The sequence below is a fragment of the Algoriphagus aurantiacus genome (assembly GCF_035156405.1).
In the GTDB taxonomy this organism is placed as follows: Bacteria; Bacteroidota; Bacteroidia; order Cytophagales; family Cyclobacteriaceae; genus Algoriphagus; species Algoriphagus aurantiacus.
Genome location: NZ_JAXRUT010000002.1, coordinates 220441 through 242816, shown reverse-complemented (window position 1 = coordinate 242816; position 22376 = coordinate 220441). Strand labels below are relative to the sequence as shown.

The 22376-nt window shown below is 40.1% G+C and carries 16 protein-coding genes and 1 tRNA gene; 7 read left to right on the top strand and 10 right to left on the bottom strand.

The annotated features are described in order from the left end of the window. Positions 1-6 precede the first annotated feature (6 nt). Positions 7-1050, top strand: a complete 1044-nt coding sequence (locus SYJ56_RS02930; RefSeq protein ID WP_323832138.1) for a M23 family metallopeptidase — start codon at positions 7-9, stop codon at positions 1048-1050. A gap of 12 nt (positions 1051-1062) precedes the next feature. Beyond that, positions 1063-1782: a bacillithiol biosynthesis deacetylase BshB1 gene (gene bshB1 / locus SYJ56_RS02925; protein ID WP_323832137.1), complete on the top strand. Its 720-nt coding sequence runs from the start codon at positions 1063-1065 to the stop codon at positions 1780-1782. Here the strand turns inward: bshB1 and pdxH are convergent, their stop codons facing one another. Beyond that, positions 1783-2415: a pyridoxamine 5'-phosphate oxidase gene (pdxH, locus tag SYJ56_RS02920; protein ID WP_323832136.1), complete on the bottom strand. Its 633-nt coding sequence runs from the start codon at positions 2413-2415 to the stop codon at positions 1783-1785. It lies immediately after the preceding gene. A gap of 103 nt (positions 2416-2518) precedes the next feature. Between pdxH and SYJ56_RS02915 the strand changes: the two genes are divergently transcribed. From SYJ56_RS02915 to SYJ56_RS02900, 4 genes are all read left to right on the top strand, one after another. Then, on the top strand, positions 2519-3088 hold the full coding sequence (locus SYJ56_RS02915) for a YqgE/AlgH family protein (RefSeq protein ID WP_323832135.1): 570 nt from the start codon (positions 2519-2521) through the stop codon (positions 3086-3088). Between the two features lie 48 nt (positions 3089-3136). Beyond that, on the top strand, positions 3137-5290 hold the full coding sequence (locus tag SYJ56_RS02910) for a DUF349 domain-containing protein (RefSeq protein WP_323832134.1): 2154 nt from the start codon (positions 3137-3139) through the stop codon (positions 5288-5290). 99 nt (positions 5291-5389) lie between these two features. Beyond that, a tRNA-Thr gene (locus tag SYJ56_RS02905) sits at positions 5390-5462 on the top strand. A gap of 435 nt (positions 5463-5897) precedes the next feature. Continuing rightward, the gene (locus tag SYJ56_RS02900) at positions 5898-6218 is read left to right on the top strand and encodes a hypothetical protein (protein WP_323832133.1); all 321 of its coding nucleotides are present in this window, start codon (positions 5898-5900) and stop codon (positions 6216-6218) included. A 240-nt stretch (positions 6219-6458) separates the two neighbouring features. Here SYJ56_RS02900 and SYJ56_RS02895 read toward each other — a convergent pair whose 3' ends face one another. From SYJ56_RS02895 to SYJ56_RS02860, 8 genes are all read right to left on the bottom strand, one after another. Continuing rightward, a complete protein-coding gene (locus SYJ56_RS02895) occupies positions 6459-8012 on the bottom strand; it encodes a SusD/RagB family nutrient-binding outer membrane lipoprotein (protein ID WP_323832132.1) in 1554 nt (517 codons plus the stop codon). Positions 8013-8016: 4 nt separating this feature from the next. Continuing rightward, on the bottom strand, positions 8017-11280 hold the full coding sequence (locus SYJ56_RS02890) for a SusC/RagA family TonB-linked outer membrane protein (RefSeq protein ID WP_323832131.1): 3264 nt from the start codon (positions 11278-11280) through the stop codon (positions 8017-8019). A gap of 392 nt (positions 11281-11672) precedes the next feature. Beyond that, positions 11673-13193 carry a gluconokinase gene (locus SYJ56_RS02885; RefSeq protein WP_323832130.1) on the bottom strand — a complete coding sequence of 507 codons (1521 nt, stop codon included), beginning with the start codon at positions 13191-13193 and terminating at the stop codon, positions 11673-11675. Between the two features lie 13 nt (positions 13194-13206). Next, entirely contained in the window at positions 13207-14100 is an 894-nt protein-coding gene (locus SYJ56_RS02880; RefSeq protein ID WP_323832129.1) for a helix-turn-helix domain-containing protein, read from the bottom strand. A gap of 388 nt (positions 14101-14488) precedes the next feature. Further along, positions 14489-14962, bottom strand: coding sequence for a c-type cytochrome (locus SYJ56_RS02875; RefSeq protein ID WP_323832128.1), 474 nt, complete (start codon positions 14960-14962; stop codon positions 14489-14491). 133 nt (positions 14963-15095) lie between these two features. After that, positions 15096-16211: a Gfo/Idh/MocA family protein gene (locus SYJ56_RS02870; protein ID WP_323832127.1), complete on the bottom strand. Its 1116-nt coding sequence runs from the start codon at positions 16209-16211 to the stop codon at positions 15096-15098. A gap of 45 nt (positions 16212-16256) precedes the next feature. After that, on the bottom strand, positions 16257-17117 hold the full coding sequence (locus SYJ56_RS02865) for a sugar phosphate isomerase/epimerase family protein (RefSeq protein ID WP_323832126.1): 861 nt from the start codon (positions 17115-17117) through the stop codon (positions 16257-16259). Between the two features lie 2 nt (positions 17118-17119). Continuing rightward, positions 17120-20632, bottom strand: a complete 3513-nt coding sequence (locus SYJ56_RS02860) for a PVC-type heme-binding CxxCH protein (protein WP_323832125.1) — start codon at positions 20630-20632, stop codon at positions 17120-17122. A 142-nt stretch (positions 20633-20774) separates the two neighbouring features. Here SYJ56_RS02860 and SYJ56_RS02855 point away from each other — a divergent pair, with 142 nt between their 5' ends. Beyond that, positions 20775-21647, top strand: coding sequence for an AraC family transcriptional regulator (locus tag SYJ56_RS02855; RefSeq protein ID WP_323832124.1), 873 nt, complete (start codon positions 20775-20777; stop codon positions 21645-21647). A gap of 46 nt (positions 21648-21693) precedes the next feature. Here SYJ56_RS02855 and SYJ56_RS02850 read toward each other — a convergent pair whose 3' ends face one another. Continuing rightward, positions 21694-22374, bottom strand: a complete 681-nt coding sequence (locus SYJ56_RS02850; protein ID WP_323832123.1) for a LytR/AlgR family response regulator transcription factor — start codon at positions 22372-22374, stop codon at positions 21694-21696. Positions 22375-22376 lie beyond the last annotated feature (2 nt).

Below are 22376 nucleotides of genomic sequence, written 5' to 3'. Positions count from 1 at the left end.
CAATAAATGAGGTATTCGATCCTATTTGTAGTCTTTTGTATAAATCTGAGCATTGGCGCTTTAAGTGTCAATGCTCAAATTTTTCCAAAGATTATTAAGAAAAATAACACTACACAATCCTCTGGAGCAGGCCAAGAGAGGAGAAATATAGAATTGAGGGCTTTCGATCAGGAATCTTACCTTAGGACGCTATCTTCAGTTACTGATTCTATTATTTTCGAAAATAATGTGAATCTAGGTCGCGTACGTTCAATCATTAGTGAGGATCAGGATATCATGATCTGGGCGCCAACTAATCAACTTATCAAGGTTTCTGAACAAATTCAAATTGATAGTATTTGGGTCACAGCATTTGAGTATTACTCATCATGGGATTCCAATAAAATTGACATTTATAATTTCGATCCCAAAACCTTTACTGATACTGTAAACATTCGTCTTTATGACGAATTTTTTGGATACAATTGGAAAATGCCTTTAGAGACAACTCCAGTAACTTCACCTTATGGCTATAGATGGCGAAGGTGGCATTATGGAACAGACTTGGATTTGAATACAGGTGATCCTGTATATAGCGGTTTTGATGGAATAGTGCGCGTGAAATCTTACGATAGATATGGTTATGGCTATTATATTGTAATTCGCCATAAAAATGGAATAGAAACCCTTTATGGCCATTTATCTAAACAACTCGTTGATGTAGGCCAGGAAGTAAAGGCCGGCGACTTAATAGCAAAAGGGGGGAGTACAGGTAGAAGTACAGGTTCACATCTGCACTATGAGCTACGCTATCGGGGGTTAGCATTTGATGCTGAGAAGGTATATGATTTTCCTGATTATAAAATTTTGGGCCAAAACTATTTAATAACTCCTGATCTTTTTGGAAATATCATTCAGGCTAGAACAAACGCTTACCATAAAGTTCGAAAAGGAGAAAGTTTAGGATCCATAGCACGTAAATACGGCGTATCTGTCAGTTCGTTGACTAGATTAAACAATATATCTACCAGAGAAGTTTTAAGAATAGGACAGAACCTTCGTGTTAAATAGCAAAATTAGAAAATGACAAAGCTGGATATTTTAGTTTTTTCCGCACATCCTGATGATGCCGAGTTAGGATGTTCTGGAACTATAGCTTCGCACGTAGCCAGAGGATACAAAGTAGGAGTGGTGGATTTTACCCAGGGCGAAATGGGAACGCGTGGGACGCCTGAAATACGCCTTCAGGAAGCGGATGCTTCCAGTAAAATTCTTAAACTATCTGCCAGAGAAAACTTAGGTTTCAAGGATGTGTATTTTCAAAATGATGAAGCACATCAGTTGAAACTGATCGAAATGATCAGAAAATACAAGCCGGATATTGTTTTGGCGAATGCTGTATCTGATAGACACCCAGATCATGAAAAAGGATCTAACCTGGCAAGTACTGCTTGCTTTATGAGCGGGCTTCGCAAGATAGAAACCCATCTTGATGGGGTTGCTCAAGAGGCCTGGAGACCAAAATTTGTCTATCACTATATCCAAAACAATTACATTGAACCAGATTTAGTGATGGATATTACTCCTTATTGGCAAATAAAAATCGACAGTATTTTAGCGTTCCAATCTCAATTCTACGATCCTTCAAGCGAAGAACCTGCAAGTTTTATATCTGATCCTGATTTTCTTCCATTTATTGAGGCTAGAGCTAGAGAATTTGGTCATAAAATCCTAGTGAAATATGGCGAAGGATTTACTGTGGAGCGCATGATAGGTACTGATAATCTTTTTGAGCTGAAGTAATCAAGGTGCTAGCCTTACGATTGTCCATTTACCATCTTTTAGATCGTATTTGATTCTGTCATGAAGTCGACTTGGTCTGCCTTGCCAGAATTCCATCGTCGATGGCATCAATCGATAACCACCCCAATGAGGAGGTCTTGTTATTTCTTTCTTAGTGAACTGATTTTCAATATCTAACAGTCTATCATTAAGATCTGCTCGTGAATCGAGCACTTGACTCTGTGGTGATACCCATGCGCCAATTTGTGATCCTAAAGGTCTAGAGAAGAAATAGGTATCGGATTCTTCAGCAGTTATTTTTTCTACTTCCCCCCGTACGCGAACTTGACGCTCCAACTCAGGCCAGAAGAAAGTCAAAGAAGCAGTATTATGCTTTTCAAGTTCCTTTCCTTTTTCGCTTATATAGTTGGTAAAAAAAACAAAACCTGTATCGACACCTTTTAATAATAAAATTCTAGCATTGGGAGAGCCATCCAAGCCTAAAGTAGAAACAGTCATGGCATTGACTTCCAGAACTTCTGCATTTATAGCCTCCTCAAACCATAACCCGAATTGGATAATTGGATTTGAATTTACATCGCTGATATCCAGAGATTTAATAGAATAGTCTTTACGTATTGCTGAGATGTTCATAGGAGGTTGTTAATCAATAAAATCTTACATATAAAACTACTATAGGCATTGCATTTAAAAAATTATGGTCTATATTTTTCGAGAAATTAGATTTTAGATAAGAATGAGTAAAGATGAACAACGTAACCCTAAGGCCGGTGATCTTCTAATTTCCGAGCCATTTTTGCAAGACGAAAATTTCGTTCGCTCTGTGGTTTTACTATGTGAACATTCCGAAGAGGGGAGTTTTGGCCTAATAATTAACAAACCTTCAATCCTTAAACTGGGTGAACTTGTGGAAGCATTAGCTTTTTTGGATAAGGATGTGTTTGTTGGTGGGCCTGTTGAACAGAATACCTTACATTTTATATATGTTGGTGAAAAGACCTTGGAGGGAAGTATTTCTTTAGGGGAGAATATTTGGTGGGGAGGAGATTATGAGTCATTAGTCGAAAAATTGAAATTAGGTGTATTTGACCCGGATTCAGTTCGTTTTTTCCTAGGCTATAGTGGATGGGGTTCTGATCAATTGGATGAAGAGTTGTCAGATGAAACTTGGATTATTTGTAGAGAAAATCTAGGAGAGAAAACGTTTGATTTTACCCCCGAAGAACTATGGAAAAACTTGCTCAAGAATATGGGAGGGGAGTTTAAAGTAATAGCAAATTATCCTCTTGATCCAAGATTAAATTAGGCAAAATCCCTACTTTTGCCCATATTGCCGCCTAATAGTACTGTTTTTATGACTGATAAAAGTAATGATTTGTCCGACAAGGACAAGGTGACTCAAGCCTCCAATTCTGATGAGGCAAAGGGTATCGAAAAGGAAACTAATTCTGAAGCTAACGAAGAAATTGTGGCTGATCAGACCAGTGAGTCTGTACCTGAAGTTGAGACTGCTGAAGAGAAAGCTACTGCTACAGAACCATCCGAGGATTCAGAAGACACAGCTGAGCCTGCAGAAACTAGTGAAGAATTAGCTGAAGAATCCCAAGCTAAAGCTGAGATCCAATCATCCGAAATAACTGAGCCTGCTTCAAATGAAGAAATAACTGCTCCGTCTGAAAGTGACGAAGGAGTAACCTCCGAGACAAAAGCAGAGGAAGAGCCTAATCCCTCTAAACCGTCTACAGATGCAGAGTCTGAGGATAACGAATCAGAAGAGGAAGAAGATGAACACCATGAAGAAGGAATTGATGTCACCACACTTTCCAAAATCGAACTAGTAGCTTTACTGAAAAGTAAGATTAAGCAAGATAATATTTACAGAATTGATAAGCTTGTCCATGAAATCAAGACGGCTTTTGATGAATTCACGCAAAAGGAAAAAGAGGAAGCGCTAGAGAAATTCAAAGCTGAAGGTGGAATGGAAGATGATTTTGACTTCCGTCCAAGCGATGAAGAGAAAGAATTCAATACTTACTATTACGAATACCGTCATCAACTTGGAGCGCTTCGTAAAGAGGCTGAGAAGAAAAAGGAAACGAATTTAGCGGCGAAGACTGAGTTGCTAAATAAACTCCGAGATCTAGTCGATGGAGAAGAAACCACCTTAAGTATGGCTACAATCAAAGCTGTACAGGAAGAGTGGAAAAGTATAGGTCAAGTACCACCCTCACAAAATAGAAGTCTTTGGGCTAGCTACAATGCACTGATGGATCGCTTCTATGACAATAGAAGTATCTATTTTGAGCTCAAAGAACTCGATCGTAAGAAAAACCTAGAAAGTAAATTGGAGCTTGTAGAAAAAGCTGTGGCATTGAAAGATGTAAAAGATCTAAAAGATGCAATCAAAGCTTTGAATGACCTTCATGAAGAATTTAAACACATTGGCCCTGTTCCTAGAGATGAGCAAGAGGCATTATGGCAAAAATTCAAAGGTGCATCTGATGCGGTATATGATCGTAGAAAGGACTTCTATGAAGGCCAAAAAGAAGTTTTCAAGGTAAATCAAGACCAAAAAGAAGCTTTAATTGAGGCATTAAAGCCCTTCGCTGAATTTAAAGCTGATAGAATCCGTGATTGGAATATCAAGACTAAAGAGATCTTGGAAGTTCAGAAAAGCTGGGAGAAAATAGGACCAGTGCCTAGAGAATCCGGTAAGGAAATTAATAAGGCATTTTGGGCATCCTTCAAGCAATTCTTCCATAATAAGAATTTATTCTTTAAAGAATTAGATGAGATTCGGGCGACTAACCAAGCAAAAGCAGAGGAATTAATCACTAAAGCAGAAGAATTAAAAGACAATACAGATTGGCAAAATACAGCCAATGCTCTGGTGAAGCTTCAGCAAGATTGGAAAAAACTTGGCCCAACACCTGAGAAAAGCAGAGACAGCCTTTACAAGCGTTTTAAGCTTGCTTGTGATACTTTCTTTGACAATAGGAGAGAATCCAATAAGCAATCCAATGCTGAGTTCGAAAATAATCTTGTTAGCAAGCAGGCTATCTGCAAGCAGATAACTGATGCAGCTGCCAGTGGCGAAGTTTCCGAGGAAGCGTTGACCAAGTTAGTTGGTGATTTCAATGATCTAGGTTTTGTACCAAGGAAAGCCATGAAAGAGATACAAGCCCAATTCAAAACAGCTGTAGATCTTTACCTGGAGAAGTTAAGTCCTGAAGGTGAAGGAAGAGAAGACTTTTTGTTTAGGTTAAATCTGAACAGACTACAGTCAGATCCTAATTCAGTGAAAACGCTGAACAAGAAAGAGCATGGTATCCGTAAGCAAATTTCTGAGTTGGAAAATAACATCACGCTTTGGAAAAACAATTTAGAATTCTTTGCTGCCTCCAAAACAGCAGACAAGTTGAAAGATCAGTTTGATCTTAAAATTCAAAAAGCTGAAGAAGAAATCGGGAAATTGAAAAGTAAGCTGTCAATATTAAGGGAGTTTTAAATTTTTCTCACTCAGAATAAGGAAGATAGGATTTTTCTTTTCTGAGGGTTTGGAGCAAATAAAGTGAACGGCTATATTTGCATCACAATAAGGGAATAAGCCTCCTTAGCTCAGCTGGTAGAGCAACTGACTTGTAATCAGTAGGTCATTGGTTCGATCCCGATAGGAGGCTCAAATAGGAAAACAGAAATGTTTTCCTATTTGCTTTTTAAGGCAGCCGAGCTTTCATCATCCCTAATTTGCTTGGTTTTTTTTGATGTCCATGTTGCTAATCCCAGAGACGTTACACATCATACTTTCTGTAGGATCTTACTGTTTATATCAGGGATCTGCGTGGATCAAATCTTACCTATAAAGACTTTTTGTATAAAAAATCTTTCCCCAAAATTTGAGTATTCAGGTATTTTTTTCTTATTGTATCAATTTAAAACATTTACCCAAATCCCTATGAAATCGAGCATGACGAAAGCATCACACAGAGGGATGATTATCCGTTATGCGAGATTCTTCCCGATAGCTATCGGGATGGCCTTTAAAATCAAATTATAATCATATGAAAATTAAAATTACATTCTTAAGCAGCTTGGTGCTGTTAGTATCGATTAGTTTGGCGTTTGCACTAACTAGTCCGGATGAAAAATATTTTGAAGGTAAATGGAATGTACTTGTCAAAGGAACCCCGAATGGCGACGCTACTATCCCTCTGCGCTTTGAAACGAAAGATGGTAAGACAACAGGCTATTTTACGGAAGAAGGAGCTACTGAAGAGAAGAAAATGAGTTCAGCTACGATCAGCGGAGATGTGATCAATACTGCCTTTAACATAAGCGGCTATGATGTAACTCTTTCCCTGACAAAAGTGGACGATGACCACGCGAATGGTGATTTGATGGGCATGTTTGATGCTGAAGGGACGAGAGTAAAGTAGTAGTTAGATCAGTTCGATTACAAATCAAAAGAAATAATAACCCGATCTATATTAAATATGAAAAAAGGTGGCAGAACGTTCTGCCACCTTTTTTAGGTGCATGGATTGTACGTACGGTGGTGTGAGAGGACGGATAGGGAACTAATCCCTATCTTTCTACTCTATTCCTAAAATCCGATTTTTTTATTCATACTATTATTGACCCATACGAAAACAATATGCGTGATTCTTTCCGGGAATTTAGGGAATATCCCAGAATACACGGGAAAGTAAATTGTCTCCACCCATAGCTTCAGAAGCCGCGGTGTAGTGATCCGTATTGGTAGAACCTTCATAATCAGGATAGGACAATCGTCTTGCAAATCCACCTTGGAGATTATTGTTGGACAGATTTGGGCTTAATTCTGGGAATCCACTTCTTCTAAAATTTGCGAAAGCCTCTGTTCCATTTCTGATGTTTGCTATCCAATACTGGATATTGATAAGTTTCAGGGCATCCTCAGAATTATATGCAACTCCATCCTGAGCCAAATATGCTTCGATTTCCGCATCAGTAATCGGGTTAGTTTGTGGATAAAGTTCATATACCTTCAAATCAGCTCTTACACCATTTTCATAATAAGTCTGGGCGTTTCCCGCTATCCATCCTCTTTGCACAGCTTCCGCTAGCAGAAAGGATGTCTGCGCATAGGTAACCCAAAAGTCTGGAGCTGCGGGGGACACCACTGAATAAATATTCAACTGGGAATAGTCAAGTCCACCACCCCTGGCTCCCCGGTATGGGCCATTTGGATCTGCCAGATCAGTACTGATCACACCCACAGGAACACCGTATTGGTTGGTTAGTTCAGTGTCTGGATTAAAGTCATTTGCCACAGCTGCAGGATCCTCATAGATGGCCAGTATATATTGACCTCTGGGATCATTTGTTGACTTCAGTTGGTTCACAAATGGCTCAGCCGCATAATTGAAATAGGAGAAATTCCTTAAGTTGCTGTTTTCATTTTGGGTATATAAGGTTCCGTCGTATTTCACATAGGCATTGTCAGCGTTGGAAGTCATCACACCGGCATTAAATGCTTGGGTTACTATGGCTTGAGCTTTGGATTCATCTATTTTCGAGTAGCGCATTCCTAGTCTTAGAAGAAGCGAATTGCCAAGTTTTTTCCATTGCTCTACCTGCGCTGAGGCATTGCCTGATGGACTTTCACTGTTGTTGCCAAAAAACAAATCTTCTGCTACATAGTCTGCAGACGGATTCAGTGCAGACACAGCTTCAGTCAATTCCTTTTGCAGATCTTCATAAATAGCCGCATCGTCATCATAAGCCGGGAAGAATACCCCTTCGGTAACTGCCTTTCCAGCATCGAAATAGGGTATGTCTCCGTAGGAATCAACCAAGCCCATGAATACTTGGGCTTTCCATATCCTCAGCATATTGTACAGATTACTTCGCTCCGTATCCAGACCTAATAAACTCATGGCCTGCATCATGTTCTTAATGGGGCCTGGATAGGATTGATCCCATTTGGGATTACTTACCCCATCTATATCTTCATTGAAATTAAATCCCAACGTAGCACCTTGGTTGTAAGGATTTACAAATTGCTGGACAATGGTGTGTTCTGCTGTCCAATTTCCCAAATGGGTTCTCTGAGCTCCGGCAAATAACAAAGCCGGGTCAATTTCTGTCACTGCATATGGATTTGTATTAATATCTATAAAATCCTTGTCACAGCTCCCCAAAAGAAGTAATGCGGTCACTAATAGAGTATATTGCTTGAATGATTTCATGGCTTTAGAATTTAACATTTAAGCTGACGTTAAAATTTCGGGTAGTAGGCAGGGAAGAGTTTTCGTAACCTGCCCTAAAATCCCCTGAAGATTGTACTGCTTCAGGATCCAAGCCTGGCAGGTCTTTATAAAGAATTGCGAGATTTCGGGCTGCAGCTGATATAGACAGACCTTTCACGAATTTCATAAATGACAAACTGCTTATGGCTTCGGTCAAGTTGTAGGATATTGATACATTTCTCAGCTTTACAAAATCCGATTTGAAAACAAGCGGATCACCGATTTGTAGGTTTCTATAGTCAGCGTAAAAGCCTTGTAAATTTGACACCACTGTAGTGTTTGGCTCCCCGTTATCATATACACCTGGGAATATCAGTCCATTTTCGCCCTCTCTTCTGCCTTGTAGAGAAAGCTGGGAGTGCCCTTGTCTAAGCATATTCAGATGAGTGGAGGACATAATCATCCCACCAAACTTGTAATCTATATGTACACCAACACTCAATTTCTTGTAGGTAAATGTGTTTGTCCAACCTCCTGTATGCTTAGGGATAGAACTTCCGATCGGCAGAAATCCATTTGTATCTTCTCCTCCCGGTGTACTGGAATTAGTGGCTCTTAGCCGGCCTTGATCAGTTACCAGTATGTCACCATTCTCATTTCTCAGGTAGGTTCTGGTGTACAGCTGGTTCATAGGGAATCCTTCTGTGTATCGTAACTGGCCTAGAAATTCATTCCCCGTGTCGTTGAAAGAAACCACCAACATAGTTCCGCTTTCATTTCCCACATCCAATACTTTAGTGGTAAGGTAAGCACTGTTCCAGCTACTCGTCCAACGAAAACTGGCTGTTTCAATTGGGGCATACTCAATGAGGAATTCCAGTCCACTGTTTTTTAATGAAGCAGTGTTTTGTTTGGAATCGGTATATCCTGAAGTATTGGATAGTTTTACATCTAGAATCTGATCAGTGGTGATTTTTTCAAAAGCGGCAACATCCAGCAACAATCTATTGTCAAAGAGGCGCACTTCCAGACCGATTTCCTTTTCTGTGACTGTGAATGGCTGTAAATTAGTATTGGGAGCAAAATTCCCGCTTACACCAGCTAAAGTCTGACCATTAAACTGGTTTTGGTTTATGCTGTAAGTCAGGAGCCCTTCGTAAGTTCCCACCCCGTTTGTGCTCCCTACTTCTGCCCATGATCCCCGTAGTTTGGCATAAGAGAGCCAGGTGACATTGGTCAGTAGTTCAGAAAAAATGAAACTACCTGAGACAGAAGGGTAAAATTTGGAATTATTTGTAGGATTCAATACTGAAAACCAATCATTTCTACCTGTGAAGTTGAGGTATAGCATTCCGTTATAACCAAATTCTGCCAATCCATATAAGGAATTTACACGGCTTTCTGAAAAGCCATAGCCTTGGTTTCTGATGGTACCGTTTGCAATAGAATATAGGTTTGCCACCACAAAATTGCTGGAAGACTGGGTTGTGTTTTGCCACTGCGGCTGCCAGGTGTTACCGCCAAAACTTGCCTCAACAGAGAATTTATCAAACGTCTTGTCAACCCCGACTAAAAAGTCCGCATTGATATCTGTGGTGATGGTCTGTGCCAGGTCATAATTGCCCCGGTAGGTCCCATCGTCCTGGAATAAGGTAGCAGATCCGGTACCATTCAGTCTGTTCCATTCTGCGAACACAGTTCCATAATCGTAGTTAATCCTTCCTTGAGCATAGAGCCAATCGGTTATTTCATAGCGTAAGGTAGCCGTTCCTAAAAGCCTGTTTCTTCTTTCTTTGAAATATTGACCACCTTGAAGAGGGTAGTATGGATTGTTTATAGTCCCTAGAAATCCATTTGTCCGTAACTCGGCACCTGTGGCTGGATCCACCGCATTATCTCTATATGCGGCCATGGGGGTGGAGATTCCCATCCTGTTGAAGAAGTTGATAGCACCATCTCCTTGAGTACCGATTTGAGGAGGATTCAGATTGTACTCGTTGGCATAATTGATATTTAGCTGGAATTTAAGTTTATCTGAGAGACTGTGATTAATGCCTACATTGAATATCCTTTTGGTGTATTCGTTCATCGGCTGGATACCTTTTGCATCTACATTGGAAAAAGACACCCTAAAACTGCCTTTTCCGGTACCACCTGAAATACCTATAGTATTTGTCCAGTTTGATCCGTTCTGTAGAAAGTCATATAACTGATAAGGATAAGCTGAATAGGGGCGCATTTCACCATCAAAATTTATGGTAGGCGCTCCGTCTAATCTTTCACCAAACCCAAACTGCCCATAAGACTGTGCGTCGCCTTGTGTCTGGGGTCTGACTCCACCGGTCCCGATCCCATATTCTGTCTGGGTCAGTTCGTCCATAAAATTCAGTGGCTGGGAACTGGTATAACTTGAGGTAAAATCTACCCCAATACCTGTACCAGCCTTACCGGATTTGGTAGTGATTATGATCGCCCCATTGGCAGCTCTGGCTCCATATAAAGCAGCCGCAGTGGCTCCTTTGAGTACGGTCATACTTTCTATATCATCCGGATTGATATTTTGAAGGTTGTCTCCTCGATCCCGTTGTTGGCCGACTCCATTTACTCCTCTTGCTCCCTGATCCATAGGAAGGCCGTTGATGACTATCAGTGGAGCATTATTCGCTCCGGCAAAAGCCGACTGTCCCCTCAATCTGATCTGGGTACTGGAGCCCGCACCAGCTGCAGGAGGAGTTATATTAAGCCCTGCTACTTTTCCTTCCAGAGACTCCATTACATTGGTTGTCCTGTTGGTCACCAGCTCATCTGTATTCACCGAAGTGGCCGAATACCCCAATTTTTTAGACTCCTTCTCTATTCCCAACGCTGTTACCACCACTTCTTCAAGTGATTTCTCGTCTATTGCCAGCGTCACATTGATGATGGATTTTCCTGCCGTTGGGATTTCTTGGGTAGTGAATCCAATAAAGGAAAAGATGAGGATACTGTTATCCTCCTCAAATTCTATGGTGTATTCACCGTTGATATCAGTGGTGGTACCTATAGTAGTGCCTTTGATAAGTACGGTAACTCCCGGTACGGATTCTCCATTTTCATCAGTCACTTTACCGGAAATGACTGCCTGTTCTTGATTGGGGGGCTGTTCGTATAATAATAGGTTTGAGATACTGTAACTTAGGTCTGTGGATGCGTGTGCTAGTCCCGATTGGGACAAGACACCCAGATGCACGAGCACAGCAATGCCGTACAACAAGTAGTTGTTTTTCATTTGATTGGGTTTTATTGTTAATAAATAGATTGAATTATCTATTGAAAATTAAACTTTACTATATCCAAATTTTACGCATATTTAGAATGATTTCTACGTTATATAGATTTAAATATGAATCTATTTAGGTGTATAAATTTAATTTATCTAAATGTATATAAAGGTATGTTTTCAGTCTTCCAAAAATGACCGCCGTTGGATTTTGAACAATTATATTCCTAGCAGGGTAGAGGTAGTCTTAGAAAAAATAAAGGATGTAGGATGTGATGTTTAAAAAAATTATTTTTCCATAAAAAAATGATTTTAACCAATGTACCATGGTAAATTGTAGAGGTATAAATGATATAATCTTTGAATTTTATAACAAAGGTTTAATTTATGGGAATAATACTTCAATTCTCATTTTGTAAACGTGTTATTTCAGAAAATTCTTCTTGGAGTTTAACGCTTAATCTTTCAAATAATTCGAAATATTTCATATAAATAGGATTGTTTTGCTTGAAAGGCTCGAACGTGGTCGCCATTTTTACAGATTTAGCAGCGTTATCTAAAGAATCATAGATCCCTAAATCCGTGGCGCTGAGCAAAAATGCCCCTTGTGCAATACTGTCGGGGTTAACACCTATACTTATAGGTTTGTTAAAAATATCCGCAAGTAGCTGTGTACAAAATGGAATGGAAGCAAAGCTCCCGTTTGCAGTAAGGGAATTGATTGTTCTATGGTCTTCGAGTGTTTTGCCTATACTATAAATTTCGTAGAGTATGCCTTCAATAGTGGCACGTATAAAATGCCTTTTCTCGTGTTTGATATTTATCCCAAAATATGTTCCTCTTGCATTTGCATTCCAAATAGGAGCCCTTTCCCCTAAGAGATAGGGTAGAAACAAAAGTCCATCTGAGCCAGGTCGGGAATCCATTGCTTGATGAACAAGGTGTTGCATGACATTCTCAACATCATAGAGGTTTTTGAAGTCTCCAAATTGTTTAGCAAACCATTCAAAAGCCACTCCTCCGTTATTTGTTGGACCTCCGGAGATATAATATTTATCCGTCAATAGGTAATTGAAAAGCCGCTGCTTGCTGTCTTCCAGCACGGTCTCACTCACCACTCGTACCGCCCCGCTGTCTTCTATTGTGATGGTAGCCTTGTCTTTCTCCCATACACCTCCGCCTAATGTTGCAAGACAACCGTCGCTTGACCCAATAATTATTTTCACTCCATTTGGCAAACCCAGGGATTTTTGATATTCTTTCCGGATAGTACCTAGAGAATGAAAAACAGGTACGAGTTCCGGTAGGCGACCAGTAGTAATACCGGCATAATCCAGGGCGGTATCTTCCCATTTTCGGGTATGAATATTCAGAAGCCCCGTAGCAGATGCTAAACTGTAATCAAGATAATATTCTTTTGTCAACTGTTGGATTATGTAGGTTTTGATGGTGATGAACTTGGAGGCTTTTCTGAATCGCTCCGGGTCTTGTCGGTTGAGCCAAGCGATTTTAATCAAGGGTGACATGGGATGTATCGGGGTACCGGTAGAATTATATATTGTACTGCCTATCGATGAGCTTTTGAGATCTTCAGCCTCTTTTCTACCCCGATTATCCGCCCAGGTGATGGCGTTTCCCAATGCAGCACCATGCTTATCTATCGGTAAAACACTATGCATTGAAGCGCTAAAACAAATTGAGATGATGCGGTAATTTAAAGGATGAATTTTCTCATTCAGTAGGTTTTTCATCACATAAAGCATGGTGATAAACATCTGATCAGGATCCTGCTCGCTGTAGTCAGGCTCTACATGGAAGGTAGGGTAAGAACCCTTGGATGAACCAACTATATTTCCTGCCAGATCAAATGCCATTATTCTAACGGCATTAGTCCCTATTTCTATTGTGATTATACATTCCATGTTTCGAATTGTTTTATTCCTTGGGAGAATTTTGTTTTCTGAACTCATTTGGCGTATGTCCGGTGAGCTTTTTAAAAGTCGTAGAGAAATGCTGTGAAGAATAAAAGCCTGTTTCCAGAGCAATGTCGGTAATATTTGCTTCTTGAAGCTTCAAAAGTTTGATTGCCTCAGATATTCTGATGTTAATTAAATAATGCAAGGGTGGGAATCCGGTATAAGACTTTACCTTCTCGGTAAATGCTGTGCACCCCATACCGACCATAGCCGCCATTTCCTCCACCGTCCACTTATGAGAAAGATTTTTCCTTAGGCTCTTTTCCAGATTGGTGAATGTCTGAGGAAAGTCCCTTCTTGAGCCAGCCTGTCTGGTCAGCAATCTGCAGATGAGAATTAACATCGAATCCAATAAGTGGTTGACTCGTGTAGTGTAGCCCAACTCCTGTCCACTGATTTCATTTTGTATTTCTTGAAAATAGGGTATGAGTTCAGAGGTGTTTATGACCGGAGATTCATTTATGACCAGAATTTTCCACATGATATGCCTTTCCCTTTTGGATAATCGACTCCATTTACCGAAATCAATTTTACTATCTAGGTAGGTTTTTCCCAATTTTAGATGTAACCAATAAAATGCACCGATTCCTATATACTCCTTTAATCCTCCAATCTCTTGACCAGGCAATATAATAGCAGCATCACCTGGATATAGGAGCTCGTGTTTAGAATTGATTAACCATTCAAATTTCCCATCCACTATCAAATATATCCGTAAATAATCTACCCGGTTGGAGGAGAATGAGTTTAGCTTTATGGAATTATTTATTTTAAAACCGATTTCCTTTATTTGGGGGAATTGTTGTAATTCCTCAGAGCTATTTGCTAAAAATGTAAAAGGGCTATGGGGCATATTGAAGTTTGCTGAACTAACACCAATTTCATCTGAATGAATACAATAAAAAGAAATTGCAATTATAAGTTTAAATACTATAGATTACGCGTCCTAAATAGTGATTACCATTCGGTCTTGTTCTCTTTGTCTAAACTATTTCTACTTAATGGTTTTTCATTTCCAATATAATGTAGTGAATAAGTTTTTTGGATACAAATTTCTTTTTGGGGTAATATATTCTCATTAAGAATACTTACAAAAAAAAGGTGACAGAACATTCTGCCACCTTTTTTAGTTTTGTAACCCAATCTATTTTTCTATAATTAAAATTTCTACCTAAGAATGAAGAAATACAAATAGAATTAACTCAAAAGCTGCATTGTGCGTGAACCAAGTCTTTGGATTATTAATTTAAACCTAAGATGTATCTTACCATATCTTTGGCATCTTCTTCACTCAATGTTGCATGCGGAGGCATAGGTACTTCTCCCCATACACCAGTTCCCCCTTTTATTACTTTATCCGCAAGCATTGCTACATTTTCCTCATTATTTGAGTATTCCGCAGCTATGTCAAGAAATGAAGGACCGATCACTTGCCTGTCTACATAATGACAGGATAGACAATCAGAATTTCCCACCTTGTCTTTTCCTGATATTGTGTTGCTTGTGCTACTTTCTACTGCTTCTTCTATTTCCTCCGTAGCTCCAACTGTATCTTGAGTTGGTTCAGAGACCACTGGAGGAGCTATATCAGCGGGCGTGGTTGCCATAATGGTTTCTTCGTCTGCTGAGTTTTCGGCTTTTTCTCCTCCTCCACAGGCAAACAAAAGGACAGCGAGGACAATCGTGGCTGACTTTGATAGAATTGTAATTTTCATTCCGTTTATTGTATTAGTATTCAAATCGTAAATTTGAATAAACTCGTTGCATTTAGAGAATTAATTATTGATTTTTCACAAGTTTTTAGAAAAAGGGATATTGGTGTTTTTCCCAATAACCCTCTAGTTCGTATCAACTTTTAAGTGTGAATTCAGGCAATGGAATAATTTTTCCACCATCCATTGCTGATTCATGAGCCAAGATACCAACACAAGTTATGTTGGCAGATTGTTGAGCATCTGGATATGGAGCTCTTTTTTCCGCAAGAGCATTCAGAAATTCATTAACCAAATGTGGGTGCGACCCGCCATGACCGGAACCCTGAATAAAGGATAAGTGCTGATTGTCATCACCATCATATACCCCAGCTGTAGTAAAAGAAGCAATCTCGTCAGGAAGTAAGTGGCCATAATCTGGAATTTTCACTTTTTCAGGACTTTCTCCAGTATGAATCACAGAGTCTTCATGTTCAATCAATGTCCATTCAAAAGACTTTTTGGAGCCATATACGTCAAAACTTTCTCTATACTGTCTAGCTGTATTAAATAAGGATCTTGTCACCTCAGCTGCCAAATCAGAATCTTTGAACTTAATATGGCAAGTTTCGATAGCGAAAGGAGATCCATACTTCGATATCAAGTTTTCGTCAATACGTCCTGAACCTAAACAGGACACGTATTCAGCCTGTGCTTTTGGCAAAGCCAAAACAGGTCCCACGCAATGTGTCGCATAATGCATAGGAGGGAGGCCTTCCCAATACCCAGGCCAGCCTGCCATTTCCTGCTGGTGCGATGCTCTCAGAAACTGAATTTTTCCCAATTCACCTTTTTCATACATCTCTTTTACGAAAAGGAATTCCCGGCTATAAATCACCGTTTCCATCATCATATAAGTCAAACCCGTTCGCTGTACTTCCTCTACGATTTTCTTACAGTCTTCCACGGAAGTGGCCATCGGAACGGTACATGCTACGTGCTTACCTGCTCTAAGGGCTTTCAACGATTGCTCTGCGTGATTTTGAATAGGAGTATTGATGTGGACAGCATCCACTTCAGGATCTTTTAGCAATTCATCGTAATCTGTATACACTTTTTCTATGCCGAAAGCTTTTCCGATTTCTTCAGCCTTTTCCTTATTTCTTTGGCAGATGGCATACATGTTAGCCAACTTATGTTTTTGATAGATAGGAATAAATTCGGCTCCAAATCCAAGGCCTATAATTGCGATGTTAAATTGTTTTTTACTCATAATAATTAGCTAATGAAAAATCGTTAAGGGTTAATTGTCTTTAAGTTATTCAGCTGCCCATTTTTTAAGAAACTCAAGTCCCTCTTTGGCAAAACCATCTTGAGAAGGAACTAGGGGCTTCCAAATGCAGACAGCTCCTGCTAGTTCCTTTACGTCGGGGGTAAAGCTTTCTATAGAAACCACACCTTGGTAATTAATAGCCTCCAAGCCTCGCTTATATGCATCCCAAGGAGTTATCCCAGTACCAGGAGTTCCCCGATAGTTCTCAGAAACCTGGAAGTGGATCAGTTTATCTCCGGCCATTCGAATGGCTGCTTCTGGGTTTGGCTCTTCAATATTCATGTGAAAACCATCCAAAATGACTTTTGCTTCAGGTTCATTGATATCAGAAATCAAACGCATCAACTCTTCACAAGTATTGATCAAATCAGTTTCGAATCTGTTCAATGTTTCCAAGGCGATATCCAAACCAAATTTTCGCGCATTCTCACAGACAATTCTAAGATTTGAGACAGCACGATCCCACTCAATTTTCTTTTGCTCCAGTGAAACCAACCTAGCCTTCCCAACCGCTGAATACATGGGTCCTGCAACAAACTTAGAACCCAGTCCTGCTGCGATCTCAAAGCACTGGTTTAGGTAGTCAAAGCTGGTTTTATGAAAGCTTGGATCCTCATTGGTGAAATCCCTGCTTGTTCCAAAAGCGCCGCAGATAACGGCCTCCAGGCCGTTATCATTAAGAGCTTGCTTCACTTCAGTAATATTTATTAGCTGTGGGTCTTCCACTGGAATCTCTACTACATCATATCCGAATTCTTTTATTTTTGAAAATAGACCTAGCGTTTCTTTTGAAAAAGGAGAAGTCCACAGCCATGTACTTACTCCGAATTTTACCTCTAATGCCATACTTATATCACTTTCATGATTCCGTTCATCGATTTCCAATGATTTGGAAGCGTGCAGACGAATGGATAATCGCCTTTTTCCGATGGAACTGTCATGATAATGGAATCTTCTGAATTTGGAAATACCAACCCGGTCGCAGCCAAGACTTCAGGAATACTTGGCACAAAGCTTTTGTCCATTCCCGTCAAGTCCTGAGCCATTTTTATAGATGCTTCGCTGATTTTCTCAAAAGAGCCTATAGCTCCGATGATCAGATTATGCTGAACAAAATCAGGATTCTTGAAATCTACGACCAACTTGCTACCGGCATTTACTACGAAAGTAGACTTATCAAATTTCATTTCATGGGGGATTGCAGTAAGCGTTATCAACCCATTTTTAACTATCTCTACTTCTTCGACAGATGCTACACTTTCATTTTCTTCTGCTGAAGCCGGCTTTTTCAAATCTAGGCTTGAATCATTACCGATTCTGCCAGAGAATCTCCAGTTGCCTTCGTAGTCACCCGTATTATTTTCTGAGTCAAACTGTCCAACACGGACATTCTCCGGAGATAAAGGAGAAGCGAAAAGTCCTTTTGTCTTGCCTTTAGCAACTTCCTCATCATCGATTTTCAGACTCATATTCCCACCTTCCTGTAGTGTAGCAGTGACTGCAAATTGCTCAGAAGGTAGATTCTTGCGTGAACTGATGATTTTGACATCACCATCCTGAGCTACAGCAAAATGTAAAGCATCCTTATATACGTACAAACTATATCCATTTGTCTTGTTGCCCTGAGCTACTATTACTCCGTCCAAAGCCTCTCTTCCTGGAGACACTTCCATTTCAATAGTGATTTCTTTTCCGGATGGATCAGGTGGGAAAAGGAGGGAATTTCTTGGACTCAGAGAATACAATTCAGAAACCAGACTTTTAGAAATTCTATCAGCAATTCCCATTAGCGAGTCAGCCGCTGATGCTTCTGGAACTGATCTACTATCAAAAGCTGAAGAGTGAGTCAGTGCTGCTGCAAAAATCGCCTGTGGCAGATACTCATCTTTTGCATTGTCTGCATTTTCAGAAATGGCCAACAGCTTGTTGGAAACTTCCTCTGATGCCGGCATTTCAGAAACGGCCAGTATGGCAAATTTTCTTACTTGAAGACTGGAGTCTTCCATTAGGTTGGCGGCCATGATTGCATCCAGAGCAGCTTGGTTTTTAGGGATAACCCTCGCAGCATTTTTTCTTACTGCAGCAGAAGGATGGCTTAGTGCTTTTTCTACCACTTCCTGTGCATCTGAATTATTACCTTCCAGTTCTCCCAATCCTTTCAATGTCCATAGTGCATTGATTGCAGGGCCATTGATGCCTGCTCCATCTACTTCCTGCGAGTTGATCAGTTCGTATAAGCCATCAACCACTTCTTTATTCTGGTTTTCTACTATTAGCCTCTGTGCGGTAAGTCTCCAAAACAGATTATCACTCTTCATTGCATTAATCAAATCGCCGCCGTCAGCGTCTTTCAGATCAAACATTTTGGAAGCTTTACCACCTTTATAGGTAAGTCGGTAGATTCTCCCATGCTTGCTGTCACGCAATGGATTGATGTAAGCATTTCCTTCACCATTATCAAATCCTCTAGGAGTAGGGTTATGCTGGATAATGAAATTGTACCAATCAGCCACCCAAAGTGAACCATCAGGACCAACTTCCGCATGAACCGGGCTGAACCATTCGTCAGAACTAGCTAAGATGTTAAATGCATTCTTCTCCTTATATCCAGATCCTTCTTCAACCAGTCTGGCATTGTGAAGAACTCGGCCTGTAGGCTCAGCTACAAAAGCCATCTTATTCCAATATTCCTCTGGGAAATTTCTTGCAGTATATAAGTTATGACCTGCTGCTGCAGTGTAGCTTCCATGCCAATCAACCTGTCTTAGGAAAGGGGTGATATGCGGCATATCAAAGTGAGAATCAATGCCAGTGGCAGTATTTGGTGTCCCTTTGTACACTGTTCTCTTCACATATTTATTATCCATAGCCAAGTACACAGAGTGCTGGCCGTTTGCAGTAGAGATAAATGTTTCGAAATCTTCAGAAAATCCCAATCCCCATGTATTGTTACTTGTACGGCCAAGAAACTCCATATTTTCTCCAGCTGGATCGAATCTGTAGACACCTTGACTAAAGTTGTGTTGTTTGCCACTTACTGTGCCATTAAAGCCAGAGTATCCCAATACGCCCCACACTTTGTTGTCAAAGCCATACTTCAGGTTTGATGGGCCTGCATGGGTATCATATTTACCCCATCCTGTCATGATAGTCTCACGCACATCTGCTACATCGTCTCCATCGGTATCTTTAAAGAATACAAAATCCGGTGCCATAGACACTAGCATTCCTCCATTTACAGCTACTATAGAAGTAGGGATATTCAAGCCTTCGGCAAAAACAGTGACTTTATCAGCTTTGCCATCTCCATTTGTATCTTCCAGTATTTTGATCACATCATCACCACTTTCCTTGCGGACTTCATTAGGATAATCGACCGTCTCGATCACAAATAATCTGCCTCTTTCATCCCAAGTGAATGCTATAGGATTGACTATCATCGGCTCGGAAGCGAAAAGCTCCAACTCAAAACCAACCGGCATCTGCACAAGCTTCATGGATTCCTCAGGAGAAAGAGGAAGCTGGTATCTTGGAGCTGGATCTCTATTTTCATAATTCGGAATCTCCGCGTCCTCAAACTGAGGCTGAGGGATATTATATTCAGCTAAAAGCTTGTTTACATCATTGCCCACGGCCCAAAGGATTCCATTTGCCACTAACTGCTGAAAATCTTTTTTCTCCCAGGTTTTTTCATTATGACCATAGGCAGTATAAAACACACGGCCCTTTCCTTCCTCAAGTGTCCAGGTATAAGGTTCCTTATGATCGCCTTCCACTCGCTCCATCAGCACGTGCATGTCTGGATTTAGCTGGGAATGTACATAGGTTTCATCCCAAGTTTCAAACTCGGAGATACCTTGCATAGTAGGGTGTTCAGCATCTACAATATTCGCTGTGAAATCACCGGTACCATGTGACTTAAATTGTCCACCAACAGTTTCTATGAACCAAGGTGAATTTTGGAAACAGAACGAAGCACTATGAATAGGAATCAATGCTTTGCCACTCTGAACATAATCCTTTAGGGCAGTTTCCTGCTCAGGAGTGATCTGATCATGATTGGCATAGATCATTAAACCATCGTAGTTATTCAGCTTAGTGGAATTCAGGTCAGCCAAATCAGTAGTGTAAGTAAGGTTGATACCTCGCTGAAAAAGTGGTGTTTCCAAATACATCATCAATTTTTCTGAATTGTGATGTTCGCTTTCATGGCCAAGTACCAGGATTTCTACACGCCTAGGTTCTGTGGATGAAAGAAAATTTTGATTGCCTTTGCCCCCGCATCCAGCGAGAAATGCAAGCATTAAGATCACCAGACTTGCGAAGGGTGATTTTGGTAATTTTGGGGTTTTCAAATTCATAATAAGTTTAAGGTATTTTTTAGCTTACTAAATTCATGTATTAATCCCATCATTTCTTCCTGTATTAGCTTGAAAAATGACTGAATTATGATTAATTACGTACTAATTGCCAAGAAATAGTAGAATAAATCAGATAAAACCAATGAAGAAGCCATTACAAAAATCAAAAATTCCTAGTAATAAGGTTTTTGTTATTAAAGAATTAAGGGAGTCATATCTTGATAAATACTGGCATTCTCATGAAGAATATCAATTGAATGTAATACTTAAGGGAAGAGGAACCCGGTATATCGGGGATCATATGAAGCCTTTCAAGGAAGGTGACTTGGTGCTTACTGGTCCCAATCTTCCGCATGTCTGGCGAAGTGATAATGCTTACTTTGATCCTGAGAACGGATTGAGTACTCATGACATTGTAATCTATTTTCCTGAAACTTTCCTAGGTAAGGATGCTTTGCAAAAAGAGGAATTTGAGGAAATAGCAAAATTACTTGCCAAAGCAGACAGAGGTTTGGAAATAAAAGGGCATACCAACAAAACTGTTGTGAGAATGATGAAGGAATTAGTTCATCGAAAAGGTGGGGCGAGTATTATCGGACTATTGCAGATTCTTGAGGTTTTGGCTCATTCCACCGAGCTGGAACCTATTACCCATATAGATTACAAGAGTAGTTATACTGCTCATGAAAAAGATAAAATCTCAGAAATACTGGAATATGTCCTAAAAAACTTTAAGGAAAAAATAACTTTGACGGATGTAGCCTCTATAGCCAATATGTCAGAAAGCGCTTTTAGTCGATATTTCAAAACTCGGGTAAATAAATCCTTCTCTGACTTTTTGGGGGATGTACGGATCAGCAACGCGCGTAAATTACTTCAGGATGAGGATTTGAATATCAGTCAGGTTTGCTACGAAAGTGGTTTTCCTACACTTTCCAATTTCAATAAGCAGTTCAAAGACCGAATCGGAAAAACTCCTATGGCATATAAAAAGGACTTTATTGAACCTTTGTAAGGGAGAAAAAACCACTCGATCCTGGACTCCTCGCACTATATTATTTTCAACCATTTTCGAAATGTCCCATCACCTCATCCATAAAGGATAGGCTAATTGGAAAAGACTGCCCTTCCAGGATCAACTGGTGCCGTTCTGCTTTGTCCACCAATTCAGAATTGACGATGTACGAGCGATGAGTCCGGATAAAAGAGGAGGGAAGCTCTTTCTCTATTTCTGCCAATGTAATTCTACTTAGCAGCTTTTCATTTCTCAGGTGAAAAGTAACATAATTGCCCGTCGCTTCACAGCAAAAGAGATCCTTGAATCTGACTTTAATCTGGCCTTCTGAGGTTTTGATGTAAATATTTTGCTGCCTATTTCCCGGCTGAAGTTGTATCCATTCTTGGGCTTTTTGGCAGGCTTTAAGAAATCTAACAAGGCTGAATGGCTTCAATAAATAATCGATAGCATTAAGCTCAAACCCCTGAACCGCATAATCAGAATAGGCCGTAGTAAAGATAACCTGAGTATCCTTTGGCAAAAGGGCTGCTAATTCCACTCCCGAGATATCAGGCATATTAATATCCAAAAACACCAGTTCTACAGCATGGGTTTTGAGGTATTCCAATCCTTCCACGGCATCTGTAAAAGTAGCTTTCAATTCCAAAAAAGGTACTTTGGCAGCATGAGCCTTGATGACTTCCAAAGCCATATTCTCATCATCAATAGCAATAGAATTAATCATCA